Annotated in this window: 21 protein-coding genes and 2 pseudogenes; 18 read left to right on the top strand and 5 right to left on the bottom strand. The window is 44.6% G+C overall.

The window, feature by feature from the left end; all coding sequences use genetic code 11:
* Positions 1 to 198 precede the first annotated feature (198 nt).
* Positions 199 to 393, bottom strand: a pseudogene (locus tag FE394_RS00945) (hypothetical protein); the annotation flags it as partial.
* Positions 394 to 591: 198 nt separating this feature from the next.
* On the opposite strand from FE394_RS00945, the gene FE394_RS00950 reads away from it, so the two are divergent.
* Positions 592 to 1,452: an endonuclease/exonuclease/phosphatase family protein gene (locus FE394_RS00950; protein WP_319924538.1), complete on the top strand. Its 861-nt coding sequence runs from the start codon at positions 592 to 594 to the stop codon at positions 1,450 to 1,452.
* Between the two features lie 82 nt (positions 1,453 to 1,534).
* Here FE394_RS00950 and FE394_RS00955 read toward each other — a convergent pair whose 3' ends face one another.
* Positions 1,535 to 2,920, bottom strand: coding sequence for an amino acid permease (locus FE394_RS00955; protein WP_319924539.1), 1,386 nt, complete (start codon positions 2,918 to 2,920; stop codon positions 1,535 to 1,537).
* Between the two features lie 168 nt (positions 2,921 to 3,088).
* Here FE394_RS00955 and queE point away from each other — a divergent pair, with 168 nt between their 5' ends.
* Positions 3,089 to 3,760 (top strand): 7-carboxy-7-deazaguanine synthase QueE, encoded by a 672-nt coding sequence (queE, locus tag FE394_RS00960; protein ID WP_319924540.1) that lies wholly within the window; start codon positions 3,089 to 3,091, stop codon positions 3,758 to 3,760.
* Between the two features lie 43 nt (positions 3,761 to 3,803).
* Here the strand turns inward: queE and queD are convergent, their stop codons facing one another.
* The gene (gene queD / locus FE394_RS00965; protein WP_319924661.1) at positions 3,804 to 4,169 is read right to left on the bottom strand and encodes a 6-carboxytetrahydropterin synthase QueD; all 366 of its coding nucleotides are present in this window, start codon (positions 4,167 to 4,169) and stop codon (positions 3,804 to 3,806) included.
* A gap of 333 nt (positions 4,170 to 4,502) precedes the next feature.
* Here queD and cysJ point away from each other — a divergent pair, with 333 nt between their 5' ends.
* From cysJ to rpoS, 16 genes are all read left to right on the top strand, one after another.
* Positions 4,503 to 6,308 carry an NADPH-dependent assimilatory sulfite reductase flavoprotein subunit gene (gene cysJ, locus FE394_RS00970; RefSeq protein WP_319924541.1) on the top strand — a complete coding sequence of 602 codons (1,806 nt, stop codon included), beginning with the start codon at positions 4,503 to 4,505 and terminating at the stop codon, positions 6,306 to 6,308.
* 1 nt (position 6,309) lies between these two features.
* Positions 6,310 to 8,052, top strand: a complete 1,743-nt coding sequence (cysI, locus tag FE394_RS00975; RefSeq protein ID WP_319924542.1) for an assimilatory sulfite reductase (NADPH) hemoprotein subunit — start codon at positions 6,310 to 6,312, stop codon at positions 8,050 to 8,052.
* Entirely contained in the window at positions 8,049 to 8,783 is a 735-nt protein-coding gene (locus tag FE394_RS00980) for a phosphoadenylyl-sulfate reductase (RefSeq protein ID WP_319924543.1), read from the top strand. The genes cysI and FE394_RS00980 overlap by 4 nt, the downstream gene beginning before the upstream one ends.
* Positions 8,784 to 9,044: 261 nt before the next feature.
* The gene (cysG, locus tag FE394_RS00985; RefSeq protein ID WP_319924544.1) at positions 9,045 to 10,499 is read left to right on the top strand and encodes a siroheme synthase CysG; all 1,455 of its coding nucleotides are present in this window, start codon (positions 9,045 to 9,047) and stop codon (positions 10,497 to 10,499) included.
* A gap of 10 nt (positions 10,500 to 10,509) precedes the next feature.
* Entirely contained in the window at positions 10,510 to 11,418 is a 909-nt protein-coding gene (gene cysD, locus FE394_RS00990) for a sulfate adenylyltransferase subunit CysD (RefSeq protein WP_319924545.1), read from the top strand.
* An 11-nt stretch (positions 11,419 to 11,429) separates the two neighbouring features.
* Complete coding sequence (gene cysN / locus FE394_RS00995) at positions 11,430 to 12,872, top strand: sulfate adenylyltransferase subunit CysN (RefSeq protein ID WP_319924546.1); 1,443 nt, start codon at positions 11,430 to 11,432, stop codon at positions 12,870 to 12,872.
* Positions 12,873 to 13,490 carry an adenylyl-sulfate kinase gene (cysC, locus tag FE394_RS01000; protein WP_319924547.1) on the top strand — a complete coding sequence of 206 codons (618 nt, stop codon included), beginning with the start codon at positions 12,873 to 12,875 and terminating at the stop codon, positions 13,488 to 13,490.
* A gap of 247 nt (positions 13,491 to 13,737) precedes the next feature.
* Positions 13,738 to 14,055, top strand: a complete 318-nt coding sequence (ftsB, locus tag FE394_RS01005; RefSeq protein WP_319924548.1) for a cell division protein FtsB — start codon at positions 13,738 to 13,740, stop codon at positions 14,053 to 14,055.
* Positions 14,056 to 14,182: 127 nt separating this feature from the next.
* Positions 14,183 to 14,992, top strand: coding sequence for a 2-C-methyl-D-erythritol 4-phosphate cytidylyltransferase (gene ispD, locus FE394_RS01010; RefSeq protein ID WP_319924549.1), 810 nt, complete (start codon positions 14,183 to 14,185; stop codon positions 14,990 to 14,992).
* Positions 14,989 to 15,462 carry a 2-C-methyl-D-erythritol 2,4-cyclodiphosphate synthase gene (gene ispF, locus FE394_RS01015; protein WP_319924550.1) on the top strand — a complete coding sequence of 158 codons (474 nt, stop codon included), beginning with the start codon at positions 14,989 to 14,991 and terminating at the stop codon, positions 15,460 to 15,462. Before ispD ends, ispF begins: the two co-directional genes overlap by 4 nt.
* 2 nt (positions 15,463 to 15,464) lie before the next feature.
* The gene (gene truD / locus FE394_RS01020; RefSeq protein WP_319924551.1) at positions 15,465 to 16,514 is read left to right on the top strand and encodes a tRNA pseudouridine(13) synthase TruD; all 1,050 of its coding nucleotides are present in this window, start codon (positions 15,465 to 15,467) and stop codon (positions 16,512 to 16,514) included.
* A 166-nt stretch (positions 16,515 to 16,680) separates the two neighbouring features.
* Entirely contained in the window at positions 16,681 to 16,815 is a 135-nt protein-coding gene (locus tag FE394_RS01025) for a hypothetical protein (RefSeq protein WP_319924552.1), read from the top strand.
* 193 nt (positions 16,816 to 17,008) lie between these two features.
* Positions 17,009 to 17,773 (top strand): 5'/3'-nucleotidase SurE, encoded by a 765-nt coding sequence (surE, locus tag FE394_RS01030; RefSeq protein WP_319924553.1) that lies wholly within the window; start codon positions 17,009 to 17,011, stop codon positions 17,771 to 17,773.
* A complete protein-coding gene (locus FE394_RS01035) occupies positions 17,767 to 18,393 on the top strand; it encodes a protein-L-isoaspartate(D-aspartate) O-methyltransferase (RefSeq protein ID WP_319924554.1) in 627 nt (208 codons plus the stop codon). Before surE ends, FE394_RS01035 begins: the two co-directional genes overlap by 7 nt.
* Positions 18,394 to 18,544: 151 nt before the next feature.
* Positions 18,545 to 19,627 carry a murein hydrolase activator NlpD gene (gene nlpD, locus FE394_RS01040; protein WP_319924555.1) on the top strand — a complete coding sequence of 361 codons (1,083 nt, stop codon included), beginning with the start codon at positions 18,545 to 18,547 and terminating at the stop codon, positions 19,625 to 19,627.
* 53 nt (positions 19,628 to 19,680) lie between these two features.
* Positions 19,681 to 20,676, top strand: coding sequence for an RNA polymerase sigma factor RpoS (gene rpoS / locus FE394_RS01045; protein WP_319924556.1), 996 nt, complete (start codon positions 19,681 to 19,683; stop codon positions 20,674 to 20,676).
* A 243-nt stretch (positions 20,677 to 20,919) separates the two neighbouring features.
* On the opposite strand, the pseudogene miaE reads toward rpoS, so the two are convergent.
* Together miaE and mutS are read right to left on the bottom strand one after the other, a co-directional pair.
* Positions 20,920 to 21,126, bottom strand: a pseudogene (gene miaE / locus FE394_RS01050) (tRNA isopentenyl-2-thiomethyl-A-37 hydroxylase MiaE); the annotation flags it as partial.
* A 158-nt stretch (positions 21,127 to 21,284) separates the two neighbouring features.
* On the bottom strand, positions 21,285 to 23,822 hold the full coding sequence (gene mutS, locus FE394_RS01055; protein ID WP_319924662.1) for a DNA mismatch repair protein MutS: 2,538 nt from the start codon (positions 23,820 to 23,822) through the stop codon (positions 21,285 to 21,287).
* Positions 23,823 to 23,913: the final 91 nt, after the last annotated feature.

Genomic DNA, 23,913 nt, shown 5'->3' on the forward strand with positions numbered 1-23,913 from the left:
TCCGCACCGCCACCGTATTTGGAAACCCCCTGAGAGAAATCTCAGGGGGTTTTTGTCATTAACAATAAATTGTTTTGATTGTGAATTGTTTTCAATTTGTTCAATGCGATTCATTTTATTTCCCCTGAAATTCATCGGATTATAAAAATTTATTACTAATATTGGATAGGGTAGTCTTGGTTTTTCTGCTTGTTCTTAGTTGTAGTCATATAGGCGAGTTTTATAACCGCCACCAAAGAAATTAACAGTCCAGAAATCAAAATCGTGATCATATGCTTCTCCATAAGGAGGCGGTACAAAATTGAATTGATTTCTCAACGGTAGCCAAGCGACCATTCTGATAGAAATTCGCTTACCTTTGTACAGAAAGAAAGTAGGTGCTTGTATATCATTTGCTTTTTTCAATGAGTTAAGACTAATTCCTTTTCGATATCATACGCTGTGTCCAAATGTATTGCGGTTTTCGCCTCATTTCAGTAAGCGCTTCGCTGTGTTTTTTTCCCGTCCATCACGATGGTGGGTTTTTGTGCACAGGAGATTGAAATCAATAATGTGTATGTCATATTAGGTAGCATCGAATGGAGGTGGCGTATGGCGGAGGTAAGCTTGGTAATAAAAAGCTACGCGAAAAAGCTGTATGAAAGAAAACTTGTAAATCTGAGGCATGCGAAAAAAAACTATGCCATGCGATATGTTGCAGGTCAGCCTGTAGAACGGGTTTTCCCTACTTCTAAGCAGTTACTTGAAGAAGCATCACTGCCATATGGAGAACCACTTCTTACGAATAACAGCGAACTCTCGGTCGCCATTTGGAATATCTACAAACAGCAGCGTCCGTTATGGCAAAACGTTTTGCCTTCTTTACTTGAAGATCACGATCTTATCTTATTGCAAGAAGCACAAACGACTCCTGATTTGTTGAAATTCATTGCAACCAGCGGCTTGGTTGCTGATCAGGTTCCTGCATTTGCTATACCTCAACATCCATCAGGTGTGATGACATTGGCATCGCTTTCGCCTATCTACTGTTGTCCACTTCGTGAGAAAGAACCGATATTCAGGCTATCTAAATCGTCATTAATCACGATTTATCCATTGCCAGATGAACGTCAGTTGATGGTGATAAATGTACACGCCATTAACTTCAGCCTTGGTGTTGATGTTTATAGCCGACAATTAAATAACATTGGTATCCATATAGGCTTGCATCATGGTCCTGTGATTTTTGCTGGGGATTTTAATGCATGGAGTCGCCAGAGATTGAAAGTATTAGAACGTTTTGCGCATCGTATGCAACTAAAAGAAGTGTATTTTAATGACGACCATAGAACGATTGTTTTTGGCAAACCGCTGGATTTTGTTTTTTACCGTGAACTAAACGTCTTAAGTGCAACTGTTTTAATGACAGGGGCCTCTGATCACAACCCGTTGATTGTGAAATTCTCTTTATAATGGATGGAGAGAGGATGAGTTGTTGACTTTTAGATACGGAAAAAAAGGCGCCGGTATTCTCTGACCTGACGCCTTTTGTGCATTATTGATTAGAGGTACGTGTTGTCGGTAATTTCTTCTTCACACCGAAAAAATAGGCCAAAGTAAGAGCGATTACCCAGCCTATTCCAACATATAGAGCATCTCTTGTTTGCTCAAAATAGCCTAGTAACACAATGACACTGGCCATGAAGACGATCGTAATGGCTGGCGCGATTGGCCACATTGGAATTGGAAATTTCAGCGTCTGAATTTCTTCCGGGCTCATTTGGCGGCGCATGGCAACATGGGAAATTAAGATCATCAACCATACCCAAACGGTTGCAAATGTGGCGACAGAGGCGATCAGAATAAAAATTTCTTTAGGAATCAGATAATTCAGAACCACACCAAGTAAAAGAATCGCTGTCATGACGAGGACAGTCATCCACGGCACACCATTGCGGGTCAGTTTTTTGAATGACTCGGGAGCTTGCCTTTCCTGAGCCAGACCATACATCATTCTTCCAGCACCAAAAATATCGCTGTTGATCGCGGAAATGGCGGCAGTAATTACGACGACATTCAGAATATTTGCGGCTGAATTAATGTCCAGGTTGGAAAAAATTTGTACAAATGGGCTTCCATCCTGACCAATCTGATTCCATGGATAGATACTCATTAGAATACATAGGGTCAAGACATAGAAAATCAAGATACGAAATGGGACGGCATTAATTGCTTTAGGGATCGTTGTTTCTGGATTTTTCGCTTCGCTGGCGGTGATACCAATCACTTCTATACCACCAAAAGCGAACATAACAATAGCGAGTGAGGCTATCACCCCACCGAAGCCATTCGGCATAAAGCCGCCATGTTCCCATAAATTGGACAGGCCGGTAGCATGCTCAGTTGATTGCCCGAAACCGCAAAACATAATGGCAAGTCCACCGATAATCATAGCGATGATGGCAGTAACTTTAACAATCGAGAGCCAGAATTCCATTTCCCCGAAAATCTTTACATGGCAAAGGTTCAGGGCGCCAATAAAACAGACAATCCCCAGAACCCAAATCCACTGATCGACATGTGGGAACCAAAGTTTCATATACATGCCGAATGCAGTAATATCAGCCAAGCAGACAAACAGCATTTCCAGAACATAAATCCAGCCGGTCAGGAAACCAGCCAAAGGCCCTAAATAATGGCTGGCATATTGTGAAAAAGAGCCGGAAACGGGATGGTGAACGGCCATTTCGCCAAGTGCTCTCATTACGATAAATACAGCAGCACCGCCGATTAAATAGGCCAGCAATACAGCGGGGCCAGCTTGCTGAATTGCTGCTGCTGAGCCATAAAATAGCCCCGTGCCTATTGCAGAGCCTAAAGCCATAAAGCGGATGTGCCGTACGCTTAAGCCCTGTTTAAGCTGATTTTCATTATTTTGCATTCGTTATTCCCATCTATCCTTTCATGCCAGAGAGTATTTTAGGCATACAATGCTCTGTCTGGCATGAGATGCCAGCAAAAGCAACCTAGTACCATACCATAAAGAGGGATGTTCGCGGGATAGATATCTGTAATAATAATGGCAGTTTAGTAAAACCAGAGTTTTTTTATGATCTATCCAATAAATGAAATCTTTCAGACATTACAGGGAGAGGGAGTGTTTACCGGAGTTCCTTCGGTTTTCATTCGGTTACAGGGATGCCCGGTCGGATGCAGTTGGTGTGATACCAAGCATACATGGGAAAAAGAGGCTGATAAACAGCAGCCAATGGATAACATCCTGCTGAAATCAGAAGAGAGCGATTTGTGGGCAGTCGCCACAGCGACGCAGTTACTTAATATATTTATTCGTCAAGGCTACAGTGCGCGTCATATTGTCATTACCGGGGGCGAACCGTGCCTATATGATTTACGCCCTTTGACTGAGACATTAGAAAGTGAAGGCTATCAATGTCAGATAGAGACGAGTGGTACACATGAAATCAAGTGTTCCGAAAAAACATGGGTGACAGTCTCGCCAAAAGTGAAAATGCGGGGCGGATACAAAGTATTGCCTGAAGCCATGAAACGGGCAAATGAAATCAAGCACCCGGTCGGGCGTGAGCGCGATATTGAAGCATTGGATGAATTGCTGACGATGCTTGATGGCAATTCCGAGCCGACTATCTCGTTACAGCCTATCAGCCAGAAAGAAGATGCTACCCGCCTATGCATCGAAACGTGTATTGCCCGAAACTGGCGTTTTTCGATGCAGACCCACAAATACTTAAATATCGCCTAAATCACCTAAAGTTCATTCAGCACCAAGTTATGGTGCTGAATTTTTATTCACCACGATAGATGCAACCTGCGCTACAGGTTTCTTTGACCATCACAGCACTGAGCTGGGATAAGGTCGGTTTTAGCTGTCCCCAGATCCACTTAGCCAATACTTCGCTGGTTGGATTTTCAAGTCCGGGAATTTCATTAAGGTAGTGGTGATCGAGCCGCTCCCAGATAGGTTTAAAGGCGGTCTTCACATCAGCAAAGTCCATAATCCATCCTGTGAGGGGATCGACTTCTCCGGTAATTTCCAGACGTACCATAAATGAATGTCCATGCAGGCGCCCACATTTATGTCCTTCAGGGACATGTGGCAGGTGATGCGCTGCTTCAAATTGAAAATCTTTAAAGATAGTTGTACTCATGATGCTTTTCCCTGATTTCAAAAGGCCGGCTATTCTACCTGAACTTGCCCGCTTCATGTGATTTTTCTGGGACGATAAACCTCAATGCTTAACAGCTTTATCGATATATTAAATCTGTAAATAAAGTTAGGCGTTTTGGTTATGAGATATTGCGATCCTTTCTTTAAACACTCGCCCTGATCTGGGATAACCTGATAATTAATTGATGTTTATGATTTAATCCATCTATATGATTGCTATTCAATTTTATTACTACTAAATGCAATTGTTACAGTATGGATATTGGCTATAACAAATACAGCATGGATATCAGCTATAATCAAAGGGCACTGGAAAATGACCGCGAAACCACCTGCAACTCTACAATTACCTGTTTCTCCAGAACAATTATCTCGTTTGCAAACAGCAACCAGTGATTTTTCTCCCCATCAATTAGCTTGGTTATCTGGCTATTTTTGGGGAATGATCAATCACCAGCCACAAACTGAAATAGAGACATCTGCTGTTTCTGTGCAAGAAACCGTAACCTTGCTGTCTGCATCGCAAACAGGTAATGCCCGCCGTTTAGCTGAACAACTGAGAGACTCATTGCTGGCTGAAAATCTCAATGTGAATTTAATTAATGCCGGGGATTATAAGTTTAAGCAAATTTCTCAAGAACGGATACTGATTATTATTGCTTCAACACAAGGTGAAGGTGAACCCGCCGAAGAAGCGGTAGCGCTCCACAAATATCTCTATTCCAAAAAAGCCCCATCATTGAAAGAGACGGCTTATGCTGTATTTGGTCTGGGGGATACTTCTTATGAAAATTTCTGTCAGGCCGGGAAAGATTTTGATAATCGCTTGAATGAACTGGGTGCACAATGCTTATTGGAGCGTGTTGATGCGGATGTGGAATATCAAGAACACGCGGATCAATGGCGCCAGAACATTACGGATATATTAAAACAGCGCCTGTCAGCTCAGGCAAAACCCATCCTTTCAGCTCATTCCGTGTCGACCACAAAAGTGGATTCAGCGAATAAGATATATACCAAAGAAGCACCTCTGACAGCCTCGCTATTGAGCAACCAAAAAATAACAGGACGTGGATCTGACAAAGACGTTCGTCACGTTGAAATCGATCTGGGGGACTCTGGTCTGCGTTATCAACCGGGGGACGCTCTTGGTGTGTGGTTTGAAAATGCGCCCGCATTGGTGGATGAATTAATAGCACTGCTTTGGCTGGAAGGATCAGAACAGGTCAATGTCCATGGAAAATCTTTCCCATTGCGTGAAGCTCTGATCCGTCATGCAGAGCTGACCCAAAATACAGCCGTGATTGTTGCGAAATATGCAGCATTGGCGAAAGATGAAAAACTGCTGGCATTAGTGGCTGACAAACAGGCATTGCAACAATACGCCCAGACAACACCCATTGTGGATATGGTCAGAGATGCAGCGTCACATCCGGAAGCCCAGCAATTCATGGATTTATTGCGCCCATTGACACCAAGACTCTATTCCATTGCCTCCTCACAGTCTGAGGTTGAAAACGAAGTTCACATTACCGTGGGGATCGTTCGTTACGACATTGAGGGAAAAGCCCGTACTGGTGGAGCATCAGGTTATCTGGCTGATCAATTGCAGGAAGATGATAATATCCGGGTTTTCATTGAACAAAATAATAATTTCCGCTTACCCGCTGATCCTCAAACACCCGTCATCATGATTGGGCCGGGAACGGGTATTGCTCCATTCAGGGCATTTCTGCAACAACGTGACAGTCAGGGCGCTGAAGGCAAAAACTGGCTGTTTTTCGGTAATCCGCATTTTGTCGAAGATTTTCTTTATCAGGTTGAATTCCAGCGTTACGTGAAAGATGGCTTGCTGACCCGTATTGATCTGGCATGGTCACGGGATCAGCAGCATAAAGTGTATGTTCAGGACAAACTACATGAGCAGGGAAAAGAAATTTGGCGTTGGATTCAGGATGGCGCTCATCTGTATGTTTGTGGCGATGCGAATCACATGGCAAAAGACGTGGAACATACTCTGTTGGACATCATTTCACAGCACGGTGGCATGGATGCTGAACAGGCTGATGAATTCTTGAGTGAATTGCGCCTTGAGCGCCGTTATCAGAGAGATGTTTACTAATATGAGCAATGTGAACAATAAAAAAGATAAAGGTCCTTTGATTGTTGAAGGCAAACTCGCAGACAGTGAACGCATGAAGTTGGAAAGCGATTATTTGCGGGGAACAATCAGCGAAGATTTAAAAAATGGGCTGACAGGCGGATTTGAGGGGGATAACTTCCTCCTCATTCGCTTTCACGGCATGTATCAGCAAGATGATCGTGATATTCGGGCTGAACGCGCAGAACAAAAGCTTGAACCGCGTCATGCCATGATGTTGCGTTGTCGCTTGCCGGGCGGAATTATTACCCCGAATCAATGGCTGGGTATTGATCGGTTTGCGACCGAAAATACGTTGTACGGCAGCATCCGGTTGACTAACCGCCAGACATTTCAGTTTCATGGTATTTTGAAAAATAACCTCAAACCCGCCCATCAACTATTGGCGCAAATGGGGTTGGATTCACTGGCTACCGCTAATGACGTTAATCGCAATGTACTGTGTACATCCAATCCGGTTCAGTCTGTCTTGCATCAACAGGCTTATGAATGGGCAAAAAAAATCTCAGAGCATCTGCTGCCACGTACCAACGCATATGCTGAAATCTGGCTGGATAAAGAAAAAATCGCAACCACTGACGAAGAACCTATTCTGGGGGCGACCTATTTGCCGCGTAAATTCAAAACATCGGTGGTTATCCCGCCACAAAATGATGTGGATTTACATGCCAACGACCTGAACTTTGTGGCTATTGCGGAAAATGACCAACTAATTGGTTTTAATTTACTGGTGGGCGGTGGATTAGCCATGACTCATGGGGATAAAAAAACCTTCCCACGATTGGCGAGTGAATTTGGATTCATTGCACTGGAACACACGTTGGCAATTGCGGAGGCGGTAGTGACAACCCAGCGTGATTGGGGCAATCGTACCGAACGCAAAAACGCCAAAACCAAATACACCCTTGAGCGCGTGGGCGTTGAAACCTTCAAGCAGGAAGTTGAAAAACGCGCTGGTGTGAAATTTGAAGCGGTTCGTCCGTATGAATTCACGGGGCGGGGCGATCAAGTTGGCTGGTTAAAAGGCATTGATGATCAATGGCATCTTACCTTATTTATTGAAAATGGCCGGCTGCTGGATTATCCCGGTAAACCGTTAAAAACGGGGATCGCCGAAATTGCTAAGATCCACAAAGGTGATTTTCGTTTAACTGCGAACCAAAATCTGATTGTGGCAGGGATACCTGAGAACGAAAAAGCGCGAATTGAAGAAATGGCCCGCGCCCATGGTTTAATTGATGATAGCGTGACGACCTTGCGTCACCATTCCATGGCCTGTGTTTCATTCCCGACTTGTCCATTGGCGATGGCAGAAGCAGAGCGTTTCCTGCCGACTTTTATCGATCATGTTGATGCCCTGATGGAAAAACATGGTATTGCAAGCGAAGAGATCATATTGCGTGTTACAGGCTGTCCGAATGGCTGTAGCAGGGCAATGCTGGCAGAAATCGGGCTGGTGGGTAAAGCGCTTGATCGCTACAACCTTCATTTAGGGGGAAACAGTATCGGCAGCCGAATTCCTCGCATGTACAGGGAAAATATCACATCAGCAGAAATCCTTAAGATACTGGATGAATTAATTGGCCGCTGGGCATCAGGGCGTCATGCCAATGAATGTTTTGGTGATTTCCTGATCCGGGCCGATATCATCAAGCCGGTGTTGAATTCAGCCGTCGATTTTTACGATTGGCAGGAGGCGGTATGAGCCGACTGAATTTATCGGAACTGACAATACTGTCTCCGGATCAGCAAACGACGGCGTTGGCTGAAATCAACCAAAAATTGGAGCTACTGGATGCCCGTGAGCGGATTAGCTGGGCATTGGATCACTTATCTGGCGAATTTGTGCTTTCTTCTAGTTTTGGTATTCAGGCGGCAGTCTGCTTGCACCTTGTCACGCGGGAATATCCGGATATTCCCGTGATCCTCACCGATACGGGATACCTATTTCCGGAAACTTATCAATTTATCGATAAACTGACCGAAAAACTGAACCTGAATCTGAAAGTTTTTCGTGCAGAGCAGTCCCCGGCTTGGCAAGAATCGCGTTATGGAAAATTATGGGAGCAGGGAATCGAGGGTATTGAGCGTTATAACCAGCTTAATAAAGTCGAACCGATGAACCGCGCACTGAAAGAGCTTCAGGCCCAAAGTTGGTTTGCGGGATTGCGTCGGCAGCAATCAGAAAGTCGCGCTAGTTTGCCTGTGCTGGCGATTCAACGAGGCGTTTTCAAAATCCTGCCAATTATTGACTGGGATAATCGTCGCATACATCAATACCTGACTGAGCATGGTCTGGAATATCATCCGTTATGGGAGCAGGGCTATCTTTCTGTAGGTGATAGCCATACCACTCAGAAATGGGAGCCGGGAATGAGTGAAGAACAAACGCGCTTTTTTGGCTTGAAGCGTGAGTGTGGTTTGCACGAAAATTAAATAAACATTACGTATCATAATGATTTTTATTAGGCAGTAGTTCTTGTGAAAGAGGTACTGCTTTTTTTCATGCTGAATATTTTGCTTGATTGATTGCGTAACCTACTAAAAAAATTGGCTTATGCAATTCAGGAACTAATAATTACTTTTTGACATTTCATAACTTGATCGCGGCCTCATATATTCATCATCTAGTAATCATAATAATTAATAGCTTATACCCAATAGGCAATAGGCATTAACACGGGATGATCTGCCATCGTGGACTATTTACCCTTATTTCTTGAGCTTAAAACCCGATCTGTCCTGCTGGTGGGAGGCGGAGAAGTCGCCTCTCGCAAGGCAAGTTTATTACTGAGCGCTGGGGCAGCATTAACAATCGTTGCACCTGAATTACATATTGAACTGCAACAACGTCATCAAAAGGGAGAGTTTGAATGGTTACAGGGTGCGTTTAAAACGGAATACTTTGAAGGTGTATTTTTAGTGATTGCAGCGACTGACGATCATATTCTGAACCAACATATTTTTTCCGAAGCCAATAACCGCGCTATTTTAGTCAATGTGGTGGATAACCAACCACTTTGCTCCGCGATTTTTCCATCAATCATTGATCGCTCCCCGATCATAGTCGCAATCTCATCAGCCGGGAAATCTCCGGTATTAACAAGATTATTGCGAGAAAAACTGGAATCCCTGCTGCCATTCCATCTTGGTTCAATGGCCGAAATTGCAGGCCGCTGGCGTGAACGTGTAAAGCAGAGTTTTGCCTCTATTCGTCAGCGCCGTCACTTTTGGGAAAAGGCCTTTCACGGGCGTTTTTCCACTCTGATTGCTAACGGGCAATTACAACAGGCAGAAAAACAGCTCGAACAACAATTGACCCAAACTGATTCCCGTCCTCAAGGTGAGCTGGTTCTGGTTGGCGCTGGGCCGGGAGACCCGGGGTTACTGACATTAAAAGGTTTGCAGGTGATCCAGCAAGCTGATGTCGTACTCTATGACCATTTGGTTAGCGCCGAAATTCTGGAACTGGTGCGCCGTGATGCAGACAAAATCTGCGTTGGAAAAAGAGCGGGGAATCACTCTGTCGCACAGGAAGAAACCAACGAACTCATCATTAAGCTGGCGAATCAGGGCAAAAAAGTCGTCCGTCTGAAAGGCGGTGACCCATTTATTTTTGGCCGTGGTGGAGAAGAACTACAAATAGCGGCAGCAGCGGGTATTCCTTTTCAGGTTGTGCCGGGCATTACCGCAGCCGTGGGGGCTTCAGCTTATGCAGGTATCCCACTAACTCACAGAGAACATGCACAAAGCGTTACCTTTATTACAGGTCATTGCCGTGAAAACGGCAATGACCTGGATTGGCCTGCGTTAGCGCGGGGTAATCAGACACTGGCAATTTATATGGGCGTGATGAAAGCCGCTTTGATCAGCCAGAATCTGATTTTACACGGACGGGATGCCAATACCCCCGTTGCCGTGATTGGCTGCGGTACTCGTCCAGAACAGCAGGTACTGAGCGGAACTCTGTCAGAACTGGAACGGTTGGCGCAGGAAGCACCATCGCCTGCTTTGCTGGTGGTGGGAGAGGTGGCTCAACTCCACCATCAGATAGCATGGTTTGGGCAACAGTCAGCAGATCAAGAACAATCCGCCGATCAAAAACAGGCTGCTGCACAAATAAGTCGCCCTGCTGTAATTGATCTCGTATAAGGAGCGATCAATGGACGAAAAAAGACTAACACACTTACAGCAGCTTGAGGCTGAAAGTATTCATATTATCCGGGAAGTTGCGGCTGAATTTGCTAATCCTGTCATGCTCTATTCAATTGGCAAAGACTCTTCCGTTATGCTGCATCTGGCTCGCAAGGCATTCTATCCCGGAAAACTGCCTTTTCCTTTACTGCACGTGGACACGGGCTGGAAATTTCAGGATATGTATGATTTCCGTGATCGCATTGCGGAAAAATATGGTTTTGAATTGCTGGTTTATCGGAATTCACAAGGGGAAACGTTAGGAATTAATCCCTTTATTCATGGTAGTGCAAAACATACTGACATCATGAAAACAGAAGGGCTGAAACAGGCTCTGGATAAATACGGTTTTGATGCCGCATTCGGTGGCGCACGACGGGATGAAGAAAAATCGCGGGCAAAAGAACGGATCTATTCATTCCGCGATCGCTCCCATCGCTGGGACCCCAAAAACCAGCGTCCAGAACTCTGGCGCAACTATAACGGCCAAATTAACAAAGGGGAAAGCATCCGTGTATTTCCTTTATCCAACTGGACTGAACTGGATATTTGGCAATACATCTATCTGGAGCAGATAGACATCGTCCCTCTCTATTTTGCTAAACCTCGTCCGGTTGTTCAGCGTGACGGGACACTGATTATGGTTGACGATGATCGCATTGACCTGAAAGCCGGAGAAGTGATTAGCCAGCGCAAAGTCCGTTTCAGGACACTGGGTTGCTGGCCGCTGACCGGGGCGGTTGAGTCGGAAGCGGAAACACTGCCGGAAATCATCGAAGAAATGTTGATATCGACCACCAGTGAACGTCAGGGGCGGTTGATTGACAGCGATCAATCCGGTTCGATGGAGCAGAAAAAGCGTCAGGGTTATTTTTGAGGAGTCCAGATATGCCAGCACTTGCACACAATGAAATCATCGCCAGCCAGATTAAACAGCAAGGCGGCGTTGAAGCTTACCTGCGGGCGCAGCAGGAAAAAGGACTGCTGCGTTTTTTAACCTGTGGCAGCGTAGATGACGGCAAAAGCACATTAATAGGCCGCTTGCTGCATGACACCCGCCAAATTTATGAGGATCAACTTGCGACATTACAAAGTGATAGCAAGCGGATAGGAACTCAAGGCGAAAAATTGGATCTGGCATTATTGGTTGATGGATTGGCAGCAGAAAGGGAACAAGGCATCACGATTGATGTGGCATACCGTTTTTTCTCCACGGAAAAACGAAAATTCATCATTGCAGATACACCGGGGCATGAACAATATACCCGCAACATGGCTACAGGTGCTTCTACCAGCGACCTTTCTATTTTGCTGATCGATGCCCGAAAAGGCGTTCAGGAACAAACACGCCGGCACAGTTTTATCAGCACCTTATTGGGGATTCGTCATCTGGTGGTGGCGGTAAACAAAATGGATCTGCTTGAATATCAACAAAATATATTTGAACAGATCAAGCGGGATTATTTAGTTTTTGCGGCTCAATTACCTGCTGACTTAAACATTTATTTCGTACCAATCTCAGCATTGGAGGGGGATAACATTGTCACCCGCAGCGAAAAAATGGCATGGCATACGGGAGAAACCTTACTGGATATCCTTGAAACCGCAGATGTACAGACTAAAGCGACAGAACAGTCCTTACGTTTTCCTGTGCAGTATGTGAATCGCCCTGATCTCGATTTTCGTGGATATAGTGGTACATTATCGTCGGGAATTTTACGACAGGGTCAACAAATTAAAGTCATGCCATCAGGCGCTGTTTCTACAGTGGAGAGAATTGTCACTTTTAATGGCGACCAACCATTCGCTGTGTCCGGAGAGGCCATTACCATCGTATTAAAAGATGACATTGATATTAGCCGTGGTGATTTATTGATTGCTTTTGAAGAGCAAATGACTGTGACTCGCCATGCTTTGGTTGATGTCGTATGGATGTCAGAACAGCCACTGATTCAGGGGCAAAGCTTGGATATTAAAGTTGCGGGCAAAAAAAGCCGAAGTAAAGTCGATAATATCCAATATCAGGTAGATATAAATAACCTGACACAAAAAGTCGCCGTTGAATTACCGCTGAACGCGATTGGGCTGGTGGAACTCTCATTTGATGAGCCATTACTGCTCGATAGCTACGCACAAAATGCGGATACCGGAGGCATTATCCTGATTGATCGTCTGACTAATGTGACCGTTGGTGCGGGGTTAGTACGTGAAATTCAGACCGATGTTTACGAAGAACCTAAGGAATACAGTGAGTTTGAGCTGGAGTTTAACCAATTGGTTCGTCGCCATTTCCCTCACTGGGGAGCCCGCGATTTATTGGGAGGGAAGTAAGTGTCTCAGATTAAGGGTTCCGTTTCTTCTGATATCGTCTGGCATTCACATGTTTTGGGCAAGGCACAGCGGGAAGCTGCCAATGGGCATCCTGCATTAGTGATCTGGTTTACAGGATTATCCGGATCAGGCAAATCCACCCTTGCCGGAGCTCTGGAACAGGCATTATTTGCGCGGGGCATCAAAACATATTTACTGGATGGCGATAATTTGCGTCATGGCCTTTGCAGTGATTTAGGGTTTTCTGACATCGATCGACGGGAGAACATCCGGCGGGTCGGGGAAGTGTCAAAATTGATGGTTGACGCGGGGCTGGTGGTGCTGACAGCATTTATTTCCCCGAATAAAACAGAACGACAGAAAATACGTGAATTAATGAAAGAAGGGCAGTTTATCGAAGTCCATGTAGATACACCGCTGGAGATATGTGAAGCCCGTGATCCCAAGGGATTATATAAAAAAGCGCGGGCAGGGGAATTGCGTAATTTCACGGGAATTGATGCCGTCTATGAAGCACCTGAACACCCTGATATTTATTTGGATGGGGCGAAACCAGTGGGATCCTCTATTGAAAAACTGCTTTTTATACTGAAAAACTACGGTATCCTGCCTGATTAAGAACTACGCCAAACAAATGCGATGAAACACATTATTATTGCTAGTGGAATAATGTGTTTCTACACTCATTTCATTCAATGTTATTCCACCGATGTTATTCCATAAATAGTGTTCCATTCTATCGTGTAGCTATGTGCAGTTATGTGTCGTTATATTTTGTGATCGTGTGTGATAGCGGGTGATCATGTGTGATAGTGGCGTCATGCTTTCAGTTGTGGGATGATTAGCGGGTTTTTCAGGGGGGGAGATGGGCAAACTAACGCTACTATTATTAGTTTTACTTGGCTGGTTACAGTACTCACTGTGGTTAGGCAAACATGGTATCCATGATTATGTGCGGGTTAAGTCTGAAGTCGATAAGCAAGAGGTCGATAACCTCAAACTTAAAGCGCGTAATGACCAGCTATTTGCTGAAATCAAAGATCTGAAAGGTGGACAGGAAGCGATAGAAGAACGTGCGCGTAATGAATTGGGCATGATTAAGCCGGAAGAGTCTTTTTACCGTATGGTGCCGGATACTTCGAAACAAAATGCGCAACAATCTTCAAATCAGGGCGATCACTAAATCAGAGTAAACCTTGAATTAAAGTTATTGTTGAATTAGAGCTATTGTTGAATTAAAGCTATTGTTGGATAAAAACCGTCGTTGCATTAAAACATTCTTTGAATCAAAACATTAAATAATAATCGAAATGAATAATTCAAGTCTTCATTCTACTGCTGATATTTCACGTACTGATGATGCTTTAACTGAAATAGTCGCATTGATCCCTGCTGCGGGTATTGGTAGTCGGATGAAATCCGATTGCCCAAAACAGTATCTCGACGTAGCCGGAAAAACCATTATTGAACACACTCTGGCCGCCTTGCTTGAACATCCCCGCATACAGCGCATCATTGTTGCCCTCAATCCGGCTGATACTCAATTTGAACAACTGGCCATCGCTTCAGAATCACGTATTACGACCGTAATCGGTGGAGAAGAGCGGGCGGATTCAGTCTTGGCTGGACTGGATTATTTGGCTGGTTTGCAAACAGACAAATCAATCTGGGTTTTGGTGCATGACGCAGCCCGCCCCTGCCTCCACCAGAATGATCTTGATAACTTGCTACAGCTTATCGAACAACATACCGAATCTGGCAACGTGTGTGGTGGCCTTTTGGCTTCTCCGGTAAGAGATACCATGAAGCGCATGCAACCACAGCCAATGACAGGAACATCCACAATTAATCATACAGTTATTGCCCATACTGTTGATCGCAACGGACTTTGGCATGCTCTGACCCCACAGTTGTTCCCCTTGCAGCTGTTGCGTGATTGCCTGATCAAATCACTTGCGGAACAAGCCTGTATCACTGATGAATCATCAGCACTGGAATACTGCGGTTATTGCCCCGTATTGGTCAATGGTCGGGCGGATAATATTAAAGTTACCCAACCTGAAGATTTAGCATTAGCTGAGTTTTACCTATCCCGAAAATCTAAGGAATCTATCGTATGAGAATTGGACACGGTTTTGATGTGCATAAATTTGGCGGAGAAGGGCCATTGGTCATTGGAGGTGTCCGCATTCCTTATGAACACGGATTAATTGCCCATTCAGATGGCGACGTTGCTTTGCATGCGGCTACAGATGCCCTGCTGGGAGCAGCCGCACTGGGAGATATCGGGAAACTGTTTCCTGATACCGATCCTGCCTTTAAAGGTGCAGATAGCCGTGAGCTGCTGAAAGAAGCCTATCGTCGTATTCGTGCCAAAGGCTATCGAATTGGAAATCTGGATATCACCATCATTGCACAGGCACCGAAAATGTTGCCCCATATTCCCCAAATGCGGGTTAATCTGGCAGAAGATCTTGAGTGTCATATGGATGATATTAACGTTAAAGCGACAACCACAGAAAAACTGGGGTTTGTTGGACGCAAAGAAGGAATTGCCTGCGAAGCTGTAGCTTTGTTGGTAAAGGAATAAGCATGACATTAAGTGAATTACATTGGCTTTATGGCCGACCGGAAGCGACGGGTGTCGTTAAAGCCTCACCAGAAGATTTTATTGTACGTGAGGATTTGGGCTTTTCTCCTGATGGAGAAGGCGAGCATTTAATGGTACACATCCGCAAAACGGGATGTAACACTCAATTTGTAGCGGACAACCTTGCTCGTTTTGCCAAAATATCGGCTCGCTCTGTCAGTTATGCGGGGTTAAAAGATCGTAATGCAGTCACGGAACAATGGTTCTGCCTGCACTTGCCGGGAAAACAAGATCCGGATTTAACGGCATTTCAGCTTGAAGGTTGTGAAGTGCTGGCAACTGCCCGCCAGAAACGAAAAGTACGGATTGGATCTTTGAAAGGCAATGATTTTACTCTGGTATTAAGAGAAATTTCTGATCGGCAATCGGTAGAAAAACGTTTGCAGCAAATATCACAAACCGGCGTTCCTAATTACTTTGGTGAACAACGTTTCGGACGCGATGGACAGAATCTGGTTCAGGCCCAACGTTGGGCGGATAATGAAATTCAGGTCAGGGAGCGCAGCCGCCGCAGTTTTTACCTTTCTGCCAGTCGCAGCGCCATGTTTAATGCCATTGCCAGTACACGCATTGCCCAAAATACACATCAGCAGGTGTTGAATGGCGACGCATTGCAATTAACGGGACGTGGAAGCTGGTTTGTGGCTGATGAGGCGGAATTAGCGGTATTGCAGCAGCGGATCATGGATGGAGAATTACAGATCACCGCATCTTTGCCGGGTGATAAGGCATTGGGAACACAGAATCAGGCACTGGATTTCGAACAGCAATGCTTACTGGATTACGAATCGCTGTGGTCATTGGTTAAACGTGAGCGCGTAGAGAGTGTACGTCGGGCAATAATGGTGAAGCCGCTTAATTTGCACTGGGAATGGTTGGATGAGCAAACTGTGACTCTCCACTTCTCTCTGCCATCCGGTAGCTTTGCAACCAGTGTTGTTAGAGAGATTATCAATCAGGATCAAAATAGCGTTGTGGATGTTGCGGAGTAACATTTTCATCTAACGCCATATTTTCCCTGAAAAACAGGGCAGCATTATTTATGATTACTTTGGTGATAGTGCCGCCCTGTTGTTTATTGAATGGAAATCAGAAACATGATTGTTTATTAATCTATTTTTTGTAAGATGTTTTTTTGGCTGGATATCGAGGAAAAACATGAACTCAAAAAATATATCTGAAATTTCTGAAAGTTCTAAAAAAGAAAAACCCGTTCTTCATATTCTGTGTGGAAAAATTGCTTCAGGAAAGTCCACCCTCTCTGCAAAACTGGCTCAACAGCCAATGAATTGATCGTCGTTTTTCACTCATTGGGCTGGGCGCAAAGCACTCTACAAAACGGGTGACGTCATGCTAAGATCAAACGGGTTTTTAACAGGCTTAATATTGTCCAATCGTAAGTCACGCCAAACAATATAGGACGACTTACAGGATAAGTTACAGTATCAGTCTATGTTCTACTTAATAAAATCAATGAGATACTTCAATGCTGCGGATATTGCTGAGTAACGATGATGGTGTCACCGCACCCGGTATTCAAACCTTAGCGGCTACATTGCGGAAACACTATCATGTTCAGGTGATTGCGCCTGATCGTAACCGTAGCGGCGCATCGAATGCTTTAACGCTGGATCGACCCCTGCGCATTAATACACTGAATAATGGCGATATTGCTGTTCAGGAAGGAACACCGACGGATTGTGTCTATCTGGGTGTGAATAATCTGGTTCACCCTCGTCCTGACATTGTGGTTTCAGGGATCAATTGTGGCCCTAACCTTGGTGATGACGTGATTTACTCCGGTACGGTCGCCGCCGCGATGGAAGGACGCCATTTAGGATTACCCGCTCTGGCGGTATCACTCAATGGTGACAAACATTATGAAACGGCAGCAGAAGTTACTGTGCGCTTATTAACTTTGCTACAAAAATTTCCCTTGAGAGCGGGTAATATTCTGAATATCAATGTGCCTGATATTCCCATTGAGCAAATCAAAGGATTTCGGGTGACGCGATGCGGCAGCCGCTGTGCTGCTGAAGAAGTGTATTCCTTAGAAGATCCCAAAGGTAATATGCTTTACTGGATAGGTCCTCCGGGAGATAAACGCGACGCAGGACCTGAAACGGATTTCGCTGCGGTAGAAGACGGTTTTGTCTCCATTACGCCTTTACAAGTGGATTTGACGGCTTATAAAGCACAGGAACTGATAAACGATTGGTTGGCTAAAGCCGGAGATATTGGGGAATGTTGAGCCGGTCAATGAAAAATTTGCTGGCGCAATTGCGTCAGCAAGGCATACACAACGAGCATTTGCTGGAAATCATTGCCAAAGTACCCCGTGAATGTTTTGTGGATGAAGCACTGTCACATAAAGCATATGAAAATACAGCACTGCCCATAGGACATGGGCAAACCATATCACAACCTTATATTGTTGCCCGCATGACAGAGCTGCTGAATTTAACCCCCGAAGCCAATGTCCTGGAGATTGGAACGGGATCGGGTTATCAGACGGCAATACTTGCCCATTTATCCAGACATGTTTTCTCCGTGGAACGCATTAAGGGATTGCAATGGCAGGCTAAACGCCGTTTAAAGCAGCTTGATTTACATAATATCTCCACTCGCCATGGTGATGGATGGAATGGATGGCCGTCAAAAGGGCCATTTGATGCCATAATTGTTACAGCAGCACCACCAGAAATTCCTCCTGCTTTGCTTCACCAGCTTGCTGATGGTGGAGTAATGGTTGTGCCTGTTGGTGAACGCTCTCAGTCACTGAAAGTGGTACATCGTTATGGGAATGATTTTCATGGTGAAGTTATCGAATCTGTCCGTTTTGTACCTCTAATTCAAGGCGAGCTAGCATAATCCGCTGATTTATTCCGTTGTTACTTTTAAATTTGCTGTCATTTTTTCTGAGATTAAGCAAAATATTTCACTTTAAATCTTTTACGATTCTAAATTTCTTTATAAATCATCATTATTAGAGCTTATATTTGCCTTTATAGGGGGATAAGGTATGAATTTAGGAAACCCAATGAAAAAAATAAAATTGATAGTCGCCAGCACTGTTATAGGTGTTGTATTAGTTGGTTGTAGCAATACCCCGGAACGCCCAGCTCCGATAGTGAATATTGATAGTCAGGAAAAAAATGGAAGAATATTCTCCAAACCGCCATCAATTTCGACTCCAATGCAATCTTCTCCTAAAATAATTTCAACAAATCGCAGCTCAGAGCATGCTGCTTCAAAAAACGATTATCCAGTTAATCATACTGCTAAAAATGACTCGTCTCAGGGTCGGATCGTCTATAGCCGCAACTATGGGAACATTCCAAAGGGAAGCTACAACGGCAGTACTTATACCGTTAAGCATGGTGATACGTTGTTTTATATCGCTTGGATTACAGGAGAGGATTTTCGTGATCTGGCTCTCAAAAATAATATTTTAGAGCCTTATAGTTTAAATGTTGGTCAGCTCCTGAGAATGGGTAATGTAAACTCCAATAATGGTGTATTAATAGCATCAAATAGTACCCAATCTAAAATTCGTCAGGTTGATTTTCAAAAAATTAATGAGTATCCTGCAAACATTGATAGACCAAGCTCCGGAAAAATGTTGCCAAGAGCAACTATTTCTGCTAGCGACAATGCTGGATCGAAAGTATCTACAGCAACAGATACCAGTGTAAATAGCGCTATTAGTAGTAATAGTAGTAGTAATGGAACTATTAATAGTTGGAGATGGCCGGCAGAAGGAAAAATTCTTGAAAACTTCTCTGATTCTCAGGGAGGCAATAAAGGCGTTGATATTGCGGGTAGTCGTGGTCAGCCCGTATTTTCAACTGCCAGTGGAAAAGTGGTTTATGCTGGAAATGCGCTACGTGGATACGGAAATCTAATAATTATAAAACATAATGATGACTACCTGAGCGCCTATGCCCACAACGACACTATGTTGGTACGTGAGCAGCAGGACGTCCAAGCGGGGCAAAAGATTGCCACCATGGGTAGTACCGGAACAAGTTCCGTAAGATTACATTTTGAAATTCGCTACAAGGGAAAATCCGTAAACCCGCTGCGTTATCTTCCGCAGCGATAAACCGGGGCAGGATCTGAAATTCCTGCCCGCATTATCATGGGTAGGAGCAGCTGATGAGCCAAAGTACGCTTAAAGTTAATGAGTTGTATGATGATGCGGATTTAGACGAAAATAGCATGGAAGCTAATGACTTTGATGAAGCGTTGCTGAAAGATGGGGATGAAGTAGCTAGTCTTGATGAAGATTTGGATTTGTTGCAAGGAGTAAACCAAAGGGTTCTTGATGCAACACAGCTTTATCTCGGAGAGATAGGTTTCTCGCCCCTGCTGACAGCAGAGGAAGAGGTTTTTTTCTCCAGACGGGCACTGCGTGGAGATATTGCTGCACGCCAACGTATGATTGAAAGTAACTTACGATTGGTTGTCAAAATATCCCGCCGGTATAGTAATCGCGGATTAGCGTTACTGGATCTGATTGAAGAAGGGAACCTTGGGCTTATTCGTGCGGTGGAAAAATTTGATCCGGAAAGAGGTTTCCGTTTTTCCACTTATGCGACTTGGTGGATCCGACAAACAATTGAGCGAGCCATTATGAACCAAACTCGCACAATTCGTCTGCCTATTCACATAGTCAAAGAATTGAATGTCTATTTACGTACTGCAAGAGAACTGGCACATAAATTGGATCATGAACCCACTGTCGAAGAAATTGCGGAAAAACTGGATAAACCTGTTGAAGACGTGAGCCGTATGATGCGGCTTAACGAACGTATTACTTCTGTTGACACGCCAATTAGTGGTGATTCAGATAAAGCATTATTAGATATTTTATCTGATGAAAATGATTCAGGGCCAGAAACAACCATTCAAGATGATGATATGAAACAAAGCATCGTGAAATGGCTATTTGAGTTAAACGCAAAACAGCGCGAAGTTTTAGCTCGTCGTTTCGGATTGCTTGGGTACGAGGCAGAAACATTAGAGGATGTTGGGCGAGAAATAGGATTAACCAGGGAAAGGGTTCGTCAAATTCAAGTTGAGGGTTTGCGTCGTCTTAGAGATATATTGCACACTCAGGGCTTGAATATAGAATCATTATTCCGGACTTAATTATTTATATTCGATAGATTTCAAATCGTTGCTTGGTACAAATAAACGAATTTTCAGAAGCAGAGATAACTTGTTGTCCAGACAGCTGGGAAGAGTCTTATTAGTTTCAAAAGCAGCAATTTGAAAGATGAATAACATATTAGGTTTTAATCTAAAGGTGGGCTAAATCAGCCCACCTTTTATTTTCTTAATTTTTTTCAATGATTCACTTGTTCATAATTTGATTTTTATTTGGCTTTTTATTTATGCATTTTTGACCATAAGAACACCACTATGAAATTTAAAATCACGGTCAGGTGTTTGAATAAATTCTGCTCCAATCCGGTCGAAATAATTTACCCTTTCCGTCAGATCTTTTTTGAGTATCAATTGGGCTAGTGCCAAATAATTCTGATAATGACGAACGTCTGAACGTAGCAGAGAAATATAAAACTTACCTAAATCTTCATCTCGCATAATTTCAATTCGCATAACAGATGGTCACGCAGTAAAACCGGCAGGCTTTCAGGCTGCCGGGCTTTTTCTACCTTTTTTTTACCTATAGTTCAGGGGCTTCGCATTGTAAAAATTGATAATTGGGGCCAACAGATTGGTCGCAAACTTCATTGCTATACCATATCTTTCAGACGATAAATCCACTCCAGTGCTTGACGCGGTGTCAATGTATCCGGATTCAAATTTTCCAGTGCTTCGACTGCCGGAGAAGTTTCTTCTGTCAGTAAGGTCAATTGTGGCGTATCGACGTGGCTTGCTGTCGCATTATTGGAGAGCGATTCCAGCTCTTTCAGTTTTTGCCGTGCCCGTTTAATCACATCACGGGGAACACCTGCCAAAGAGGCGACCGCCAATCCATAACTTTTGCTTGCTGCACCTTCCTGCACGCTATGCATGAAAGCAATTGTATCTCCATGTTCAACAGCATCCAGATGAATGTTAATAACTCCTTCCAGTTTTTCAGGCAGAGTTGTCAGCTCAAAATAGTGAGTCGCAAACAGTGTCATCGCCTTGATGCGGTTAGCCAAACTTTCCGCACAGGCCCATGCAAGAGACAAACCATCATAAGTCGATGTACCACGACCAATTTCATCCATAAGAACTAAACTGTGTTCGGTGGCATTATGTAGAATGTTGGCAGTTTCAGTCATTTCCACCATAAATGTGGAGCGGCCTGATGCCAGATCATCGGATGCGCCTACACGGGTAAAAATACGATCCACCGGGCCAATGATCGCATTTTCGGCAGGAACAAAGCTTCCGATATATGCCAGCAACGTAATTAGGGCCGCTTGGCGCATATAGGTACTTTTACCGCCCATATTCGGACCGGTGATAATCAGCAAACGGCGCTGTGACGAAAGCGTTAACGGGTTAGAAATAAAAGGCTCACTCAATACTTGCTCGACAACCGGATGGCGGCCACCGGTGATTTGAATTCCGGCTTTATCTGTCAGTGTCGGGCAGGTGTAATTCAACGTTTCGGCTCTTTCGGCAAGATTTGCCAGTACATCCAGCTCAGCCAATGCCTCGGCACTGGTTTGCAACTCAGCCAGATGAGGCAGTAACAAATCAAATAATTCCTCATACAAGGCTTTTTCAATTGCCAGAGCCTTACCTTTGGAAGTCAGAACCTTATCTTCATACTCTTTTAACTCAGGAATGATATAGCGTTCTGCATTTTTCAGTGTCTGACGGCGAACATAATGGATCGGTACTAAATGGCTTTGCCCGCGACTGACCTGGATATAGTAACCATGCACCCCATTGAATCCCACCTTCAGGGTATCGATGCCGTGTTTCTCACGCTCGCGGATCTCCAGTCTATCCAGATAATCACTGGCACCATCAGCCAATGCTCTCCACTCATCCAGTTCGATATTATAGCCTGTCGCAATCACGCCACCATCACGCACCAGAACGGGAGGCGTTTCGACAACCGCATTTTCCAGCAATGTTTTCAATTCATCAAAATTCCCTACGCGTTGCTGTAGCGTTTGAATATAAGGGGAATCGGAAGATGCCATGATCTGATGAATATCTGGCAATTGTTGGAAAGCATGACGCATCTTGGCCAAATCACGAGGGCGCGCAGAACGGAGGGCGAGGCGGGCCAGCACACGCTCTAAATCACCAACCTGACGTAAAAATGGTTGTAACTCATAGCCAATTTCTTGCAATGCTGAAATGGCTTGCTGGCGATTTTCCAGCACATCTTTATTACGGATGGGAGTATGCAGCCAGCGCTTCAGCATACGGCTGCCCATCGGTGTCACACACTGATCGAGTACCGAAGCCAGCGTATTTTCAATTCCACCGGACAGATTTTGCGTCAATTCCAGATTGCGGCGGGTGGCGGCATCCATAATGACCGTTTCTTGCTGGCGCTCCATCGTAATATTGCGGATATGGGGCAGGGCAGTGCGCTGAGTGTCTTTAACATATTGCAGCAAACAGCCCGCAGCCCGCAGGGCGAGTGGTGATTTTTCCACGCCGAAGCCAATGAGGTCACGGGTACCAAACTGTAAATTCAGTTGTTGTTTTGCCGTATCCAGCTCAAATTCCCACATAGGACGGCGACGCAAGCCATGACAACGTTCAATCAGTGCCATATGCTCAAACGTTTCAGGATAGAGTAACTCCGCAGGACGGGTACGTTGCAATTCTGCGGCAATAGTATCTTCGTCGGCCATTTCGGAGACACGGAAGCGACCGGAAGTAATATCCAGCGTCGCGTAACCAAAACCCTGATTATCATGCCAGATAGCGGCCAGAAAATTATCCTGACGCTCTTGCAGCAAGGCTTCATCAGTCACTGTTCCGGGTGTGACAATGCGTACAACTTTGCGTTCAACAGGGCCTTTACTGGTAGCAGGATCGCCAACTTGTTCGCAGAGCGCCGCAGATTCACCAAGCTGAACCAGTTTTGCCAGATAGTTTTCGATTGCATGATAAGGAACGCCTGCCATAGGAATAGGCTGACCTGCCGATTGCCCGCGTTTGGTGAGAGAGATATCCAGTAATTTTGAGGCCTTTTTGGCATCATCATAGAACAACTCATAAAAATCCCCCATCCGATAAAGCAGCAGAATATCCGGATGCTGTGATTTCAGGCGCAGATACTGCTGCATCATGGGGGTATGGCTATCCATATCCTTTGCTGGAGATTCTTTCATATTGACTTGATTCAATTTTATTATTCCTGTTGACTTGGTTGGGCCATCGACGCTCAGTCAACCCATC

The organism is Xenorhabdus littoralis (assembly GCF_033949345.1).
GTDB lineage: Bacteria > Pseudomonadota > Gammaproteobacteria > Enterobacterales > Enterobacteriaceae > Xenorhabdus > Xenorhabdus littoralis.

Bases quoted from the DNA above. Each gene is read 5' to 3' on its own strand.
- FE394_RS00950 (WP_319924538.1), top strand. From the start codon at position 592: ATGGCGGAGGTAAGCTTGGTAATAAAAAGCTACGCGAAAAAGCTGTAT.
- FE394_RS00955 (WP_319924539.1), bottom strand. From the start codon at position 2,920: ATGCAAAATAATGAAAATCAGCTTAAACAGGGCTTAAGCGTACGGCAC.
- queE (WP_319924540.1), top strand. From the start codon at position 3,089: ATGATCTATCCAATAAATGAAATCTTTCAGACATTACAGGGAGAGGGA.
- cysJ (WP_319924541.1), top strand. From the start codon at position 4,503: ATGACCGCGAAACCACCTGCAACTCTACAATTACCTGTTTCTCCAGAA.
- cysI (WP_319924542.1), top strand. From the start codon at position 6,310: ATGAGCAATGTGAACAATAAAAAAGATAAAGGTCCTTTGATTGTTGAA.
- FE394_RS00980 (WP_319924543.1), top strand. From the start codon at position 8,049: ATGAGCCGACTGAATTTATCGGAACTGACAATACTGTCTCCGGATCAG.
- cysD (WP_319924545.1), top strand. From the start codon at position 10,510: ATGGACGAAAAAAGACTAACACACTTACAGCAGCTTGAGGCTGAAAGT.
- cysN (WP_319924546.1), top strand. From the start codon at position 11,430: ATGCCAGCACTTGCACACAATGAAATCATCGCCAGCCAGATTAAACAG.
- ftsB (WP_319924548.1), top strand. From the start codon at position 13,738: ATGGGCAAACTAACGCTACTATTATTAGTTTTACTTGGCTGGTTACAG.
- ispD (WP_319924549.1), top strand. From the start codon at position 14,183: ATGAATAATTCAAGTCTTCATTCTACTGCTGATATTTCACGTACTGAT.
- ispF (WP_319924550.1), top strand. From the start codon at position 14,989: ATGAGAATTGGACACGGTTTTGATGTGCATAAATTTGGCGGAGAAGGG.
- truD (WP_319924551.1), top strand. From the start codon at position 15,465: ATGACATTAAGTGAATTACATTGGCTTTATGGCCGACCGGAAGCGACG.
- FE394_RS01025 (WP_319924552.1), top strand. From the start codon at position 16,681: ATGAACTCAAAAAATATATCTGAAATTTCTGAAAGTTCTAAAAAAGAA.
- surE (WP_319924553.1), top strand. From the start codon at position 17,009: ATGCTGCGGATATTGCTGAGTAACGATGATGGTGTCACCGCACCCGGT.
- FE394_RS01035 (WP_319924554.1), top strand. From the start codon at position 17,767: ATGTTGAGCCGGTCAATGAAAAATTTGCTGGCGCAATTGCGTCAGCAA.
- nlpD (WP_319924555.1), top strand. From the start codon at position 18,545: ATGAATTTAGGAAACCCAATGAAAAAAATAAAATTGATAGTCGCCAGC.
- rpoS (WP_319924556.1), top strand. From the start codon at position 19,681: ATGAGCCAAAGTACGCTTAAAGTTAATGAGTTGTATGATGATGCGGAT.
- mutS (WP_319924662.1), bottom strand. From the start codon at position 23,822: ATGGATAGCCATACCCCCATGATGCAGCAGTATCTGCGCCTGAAATCA.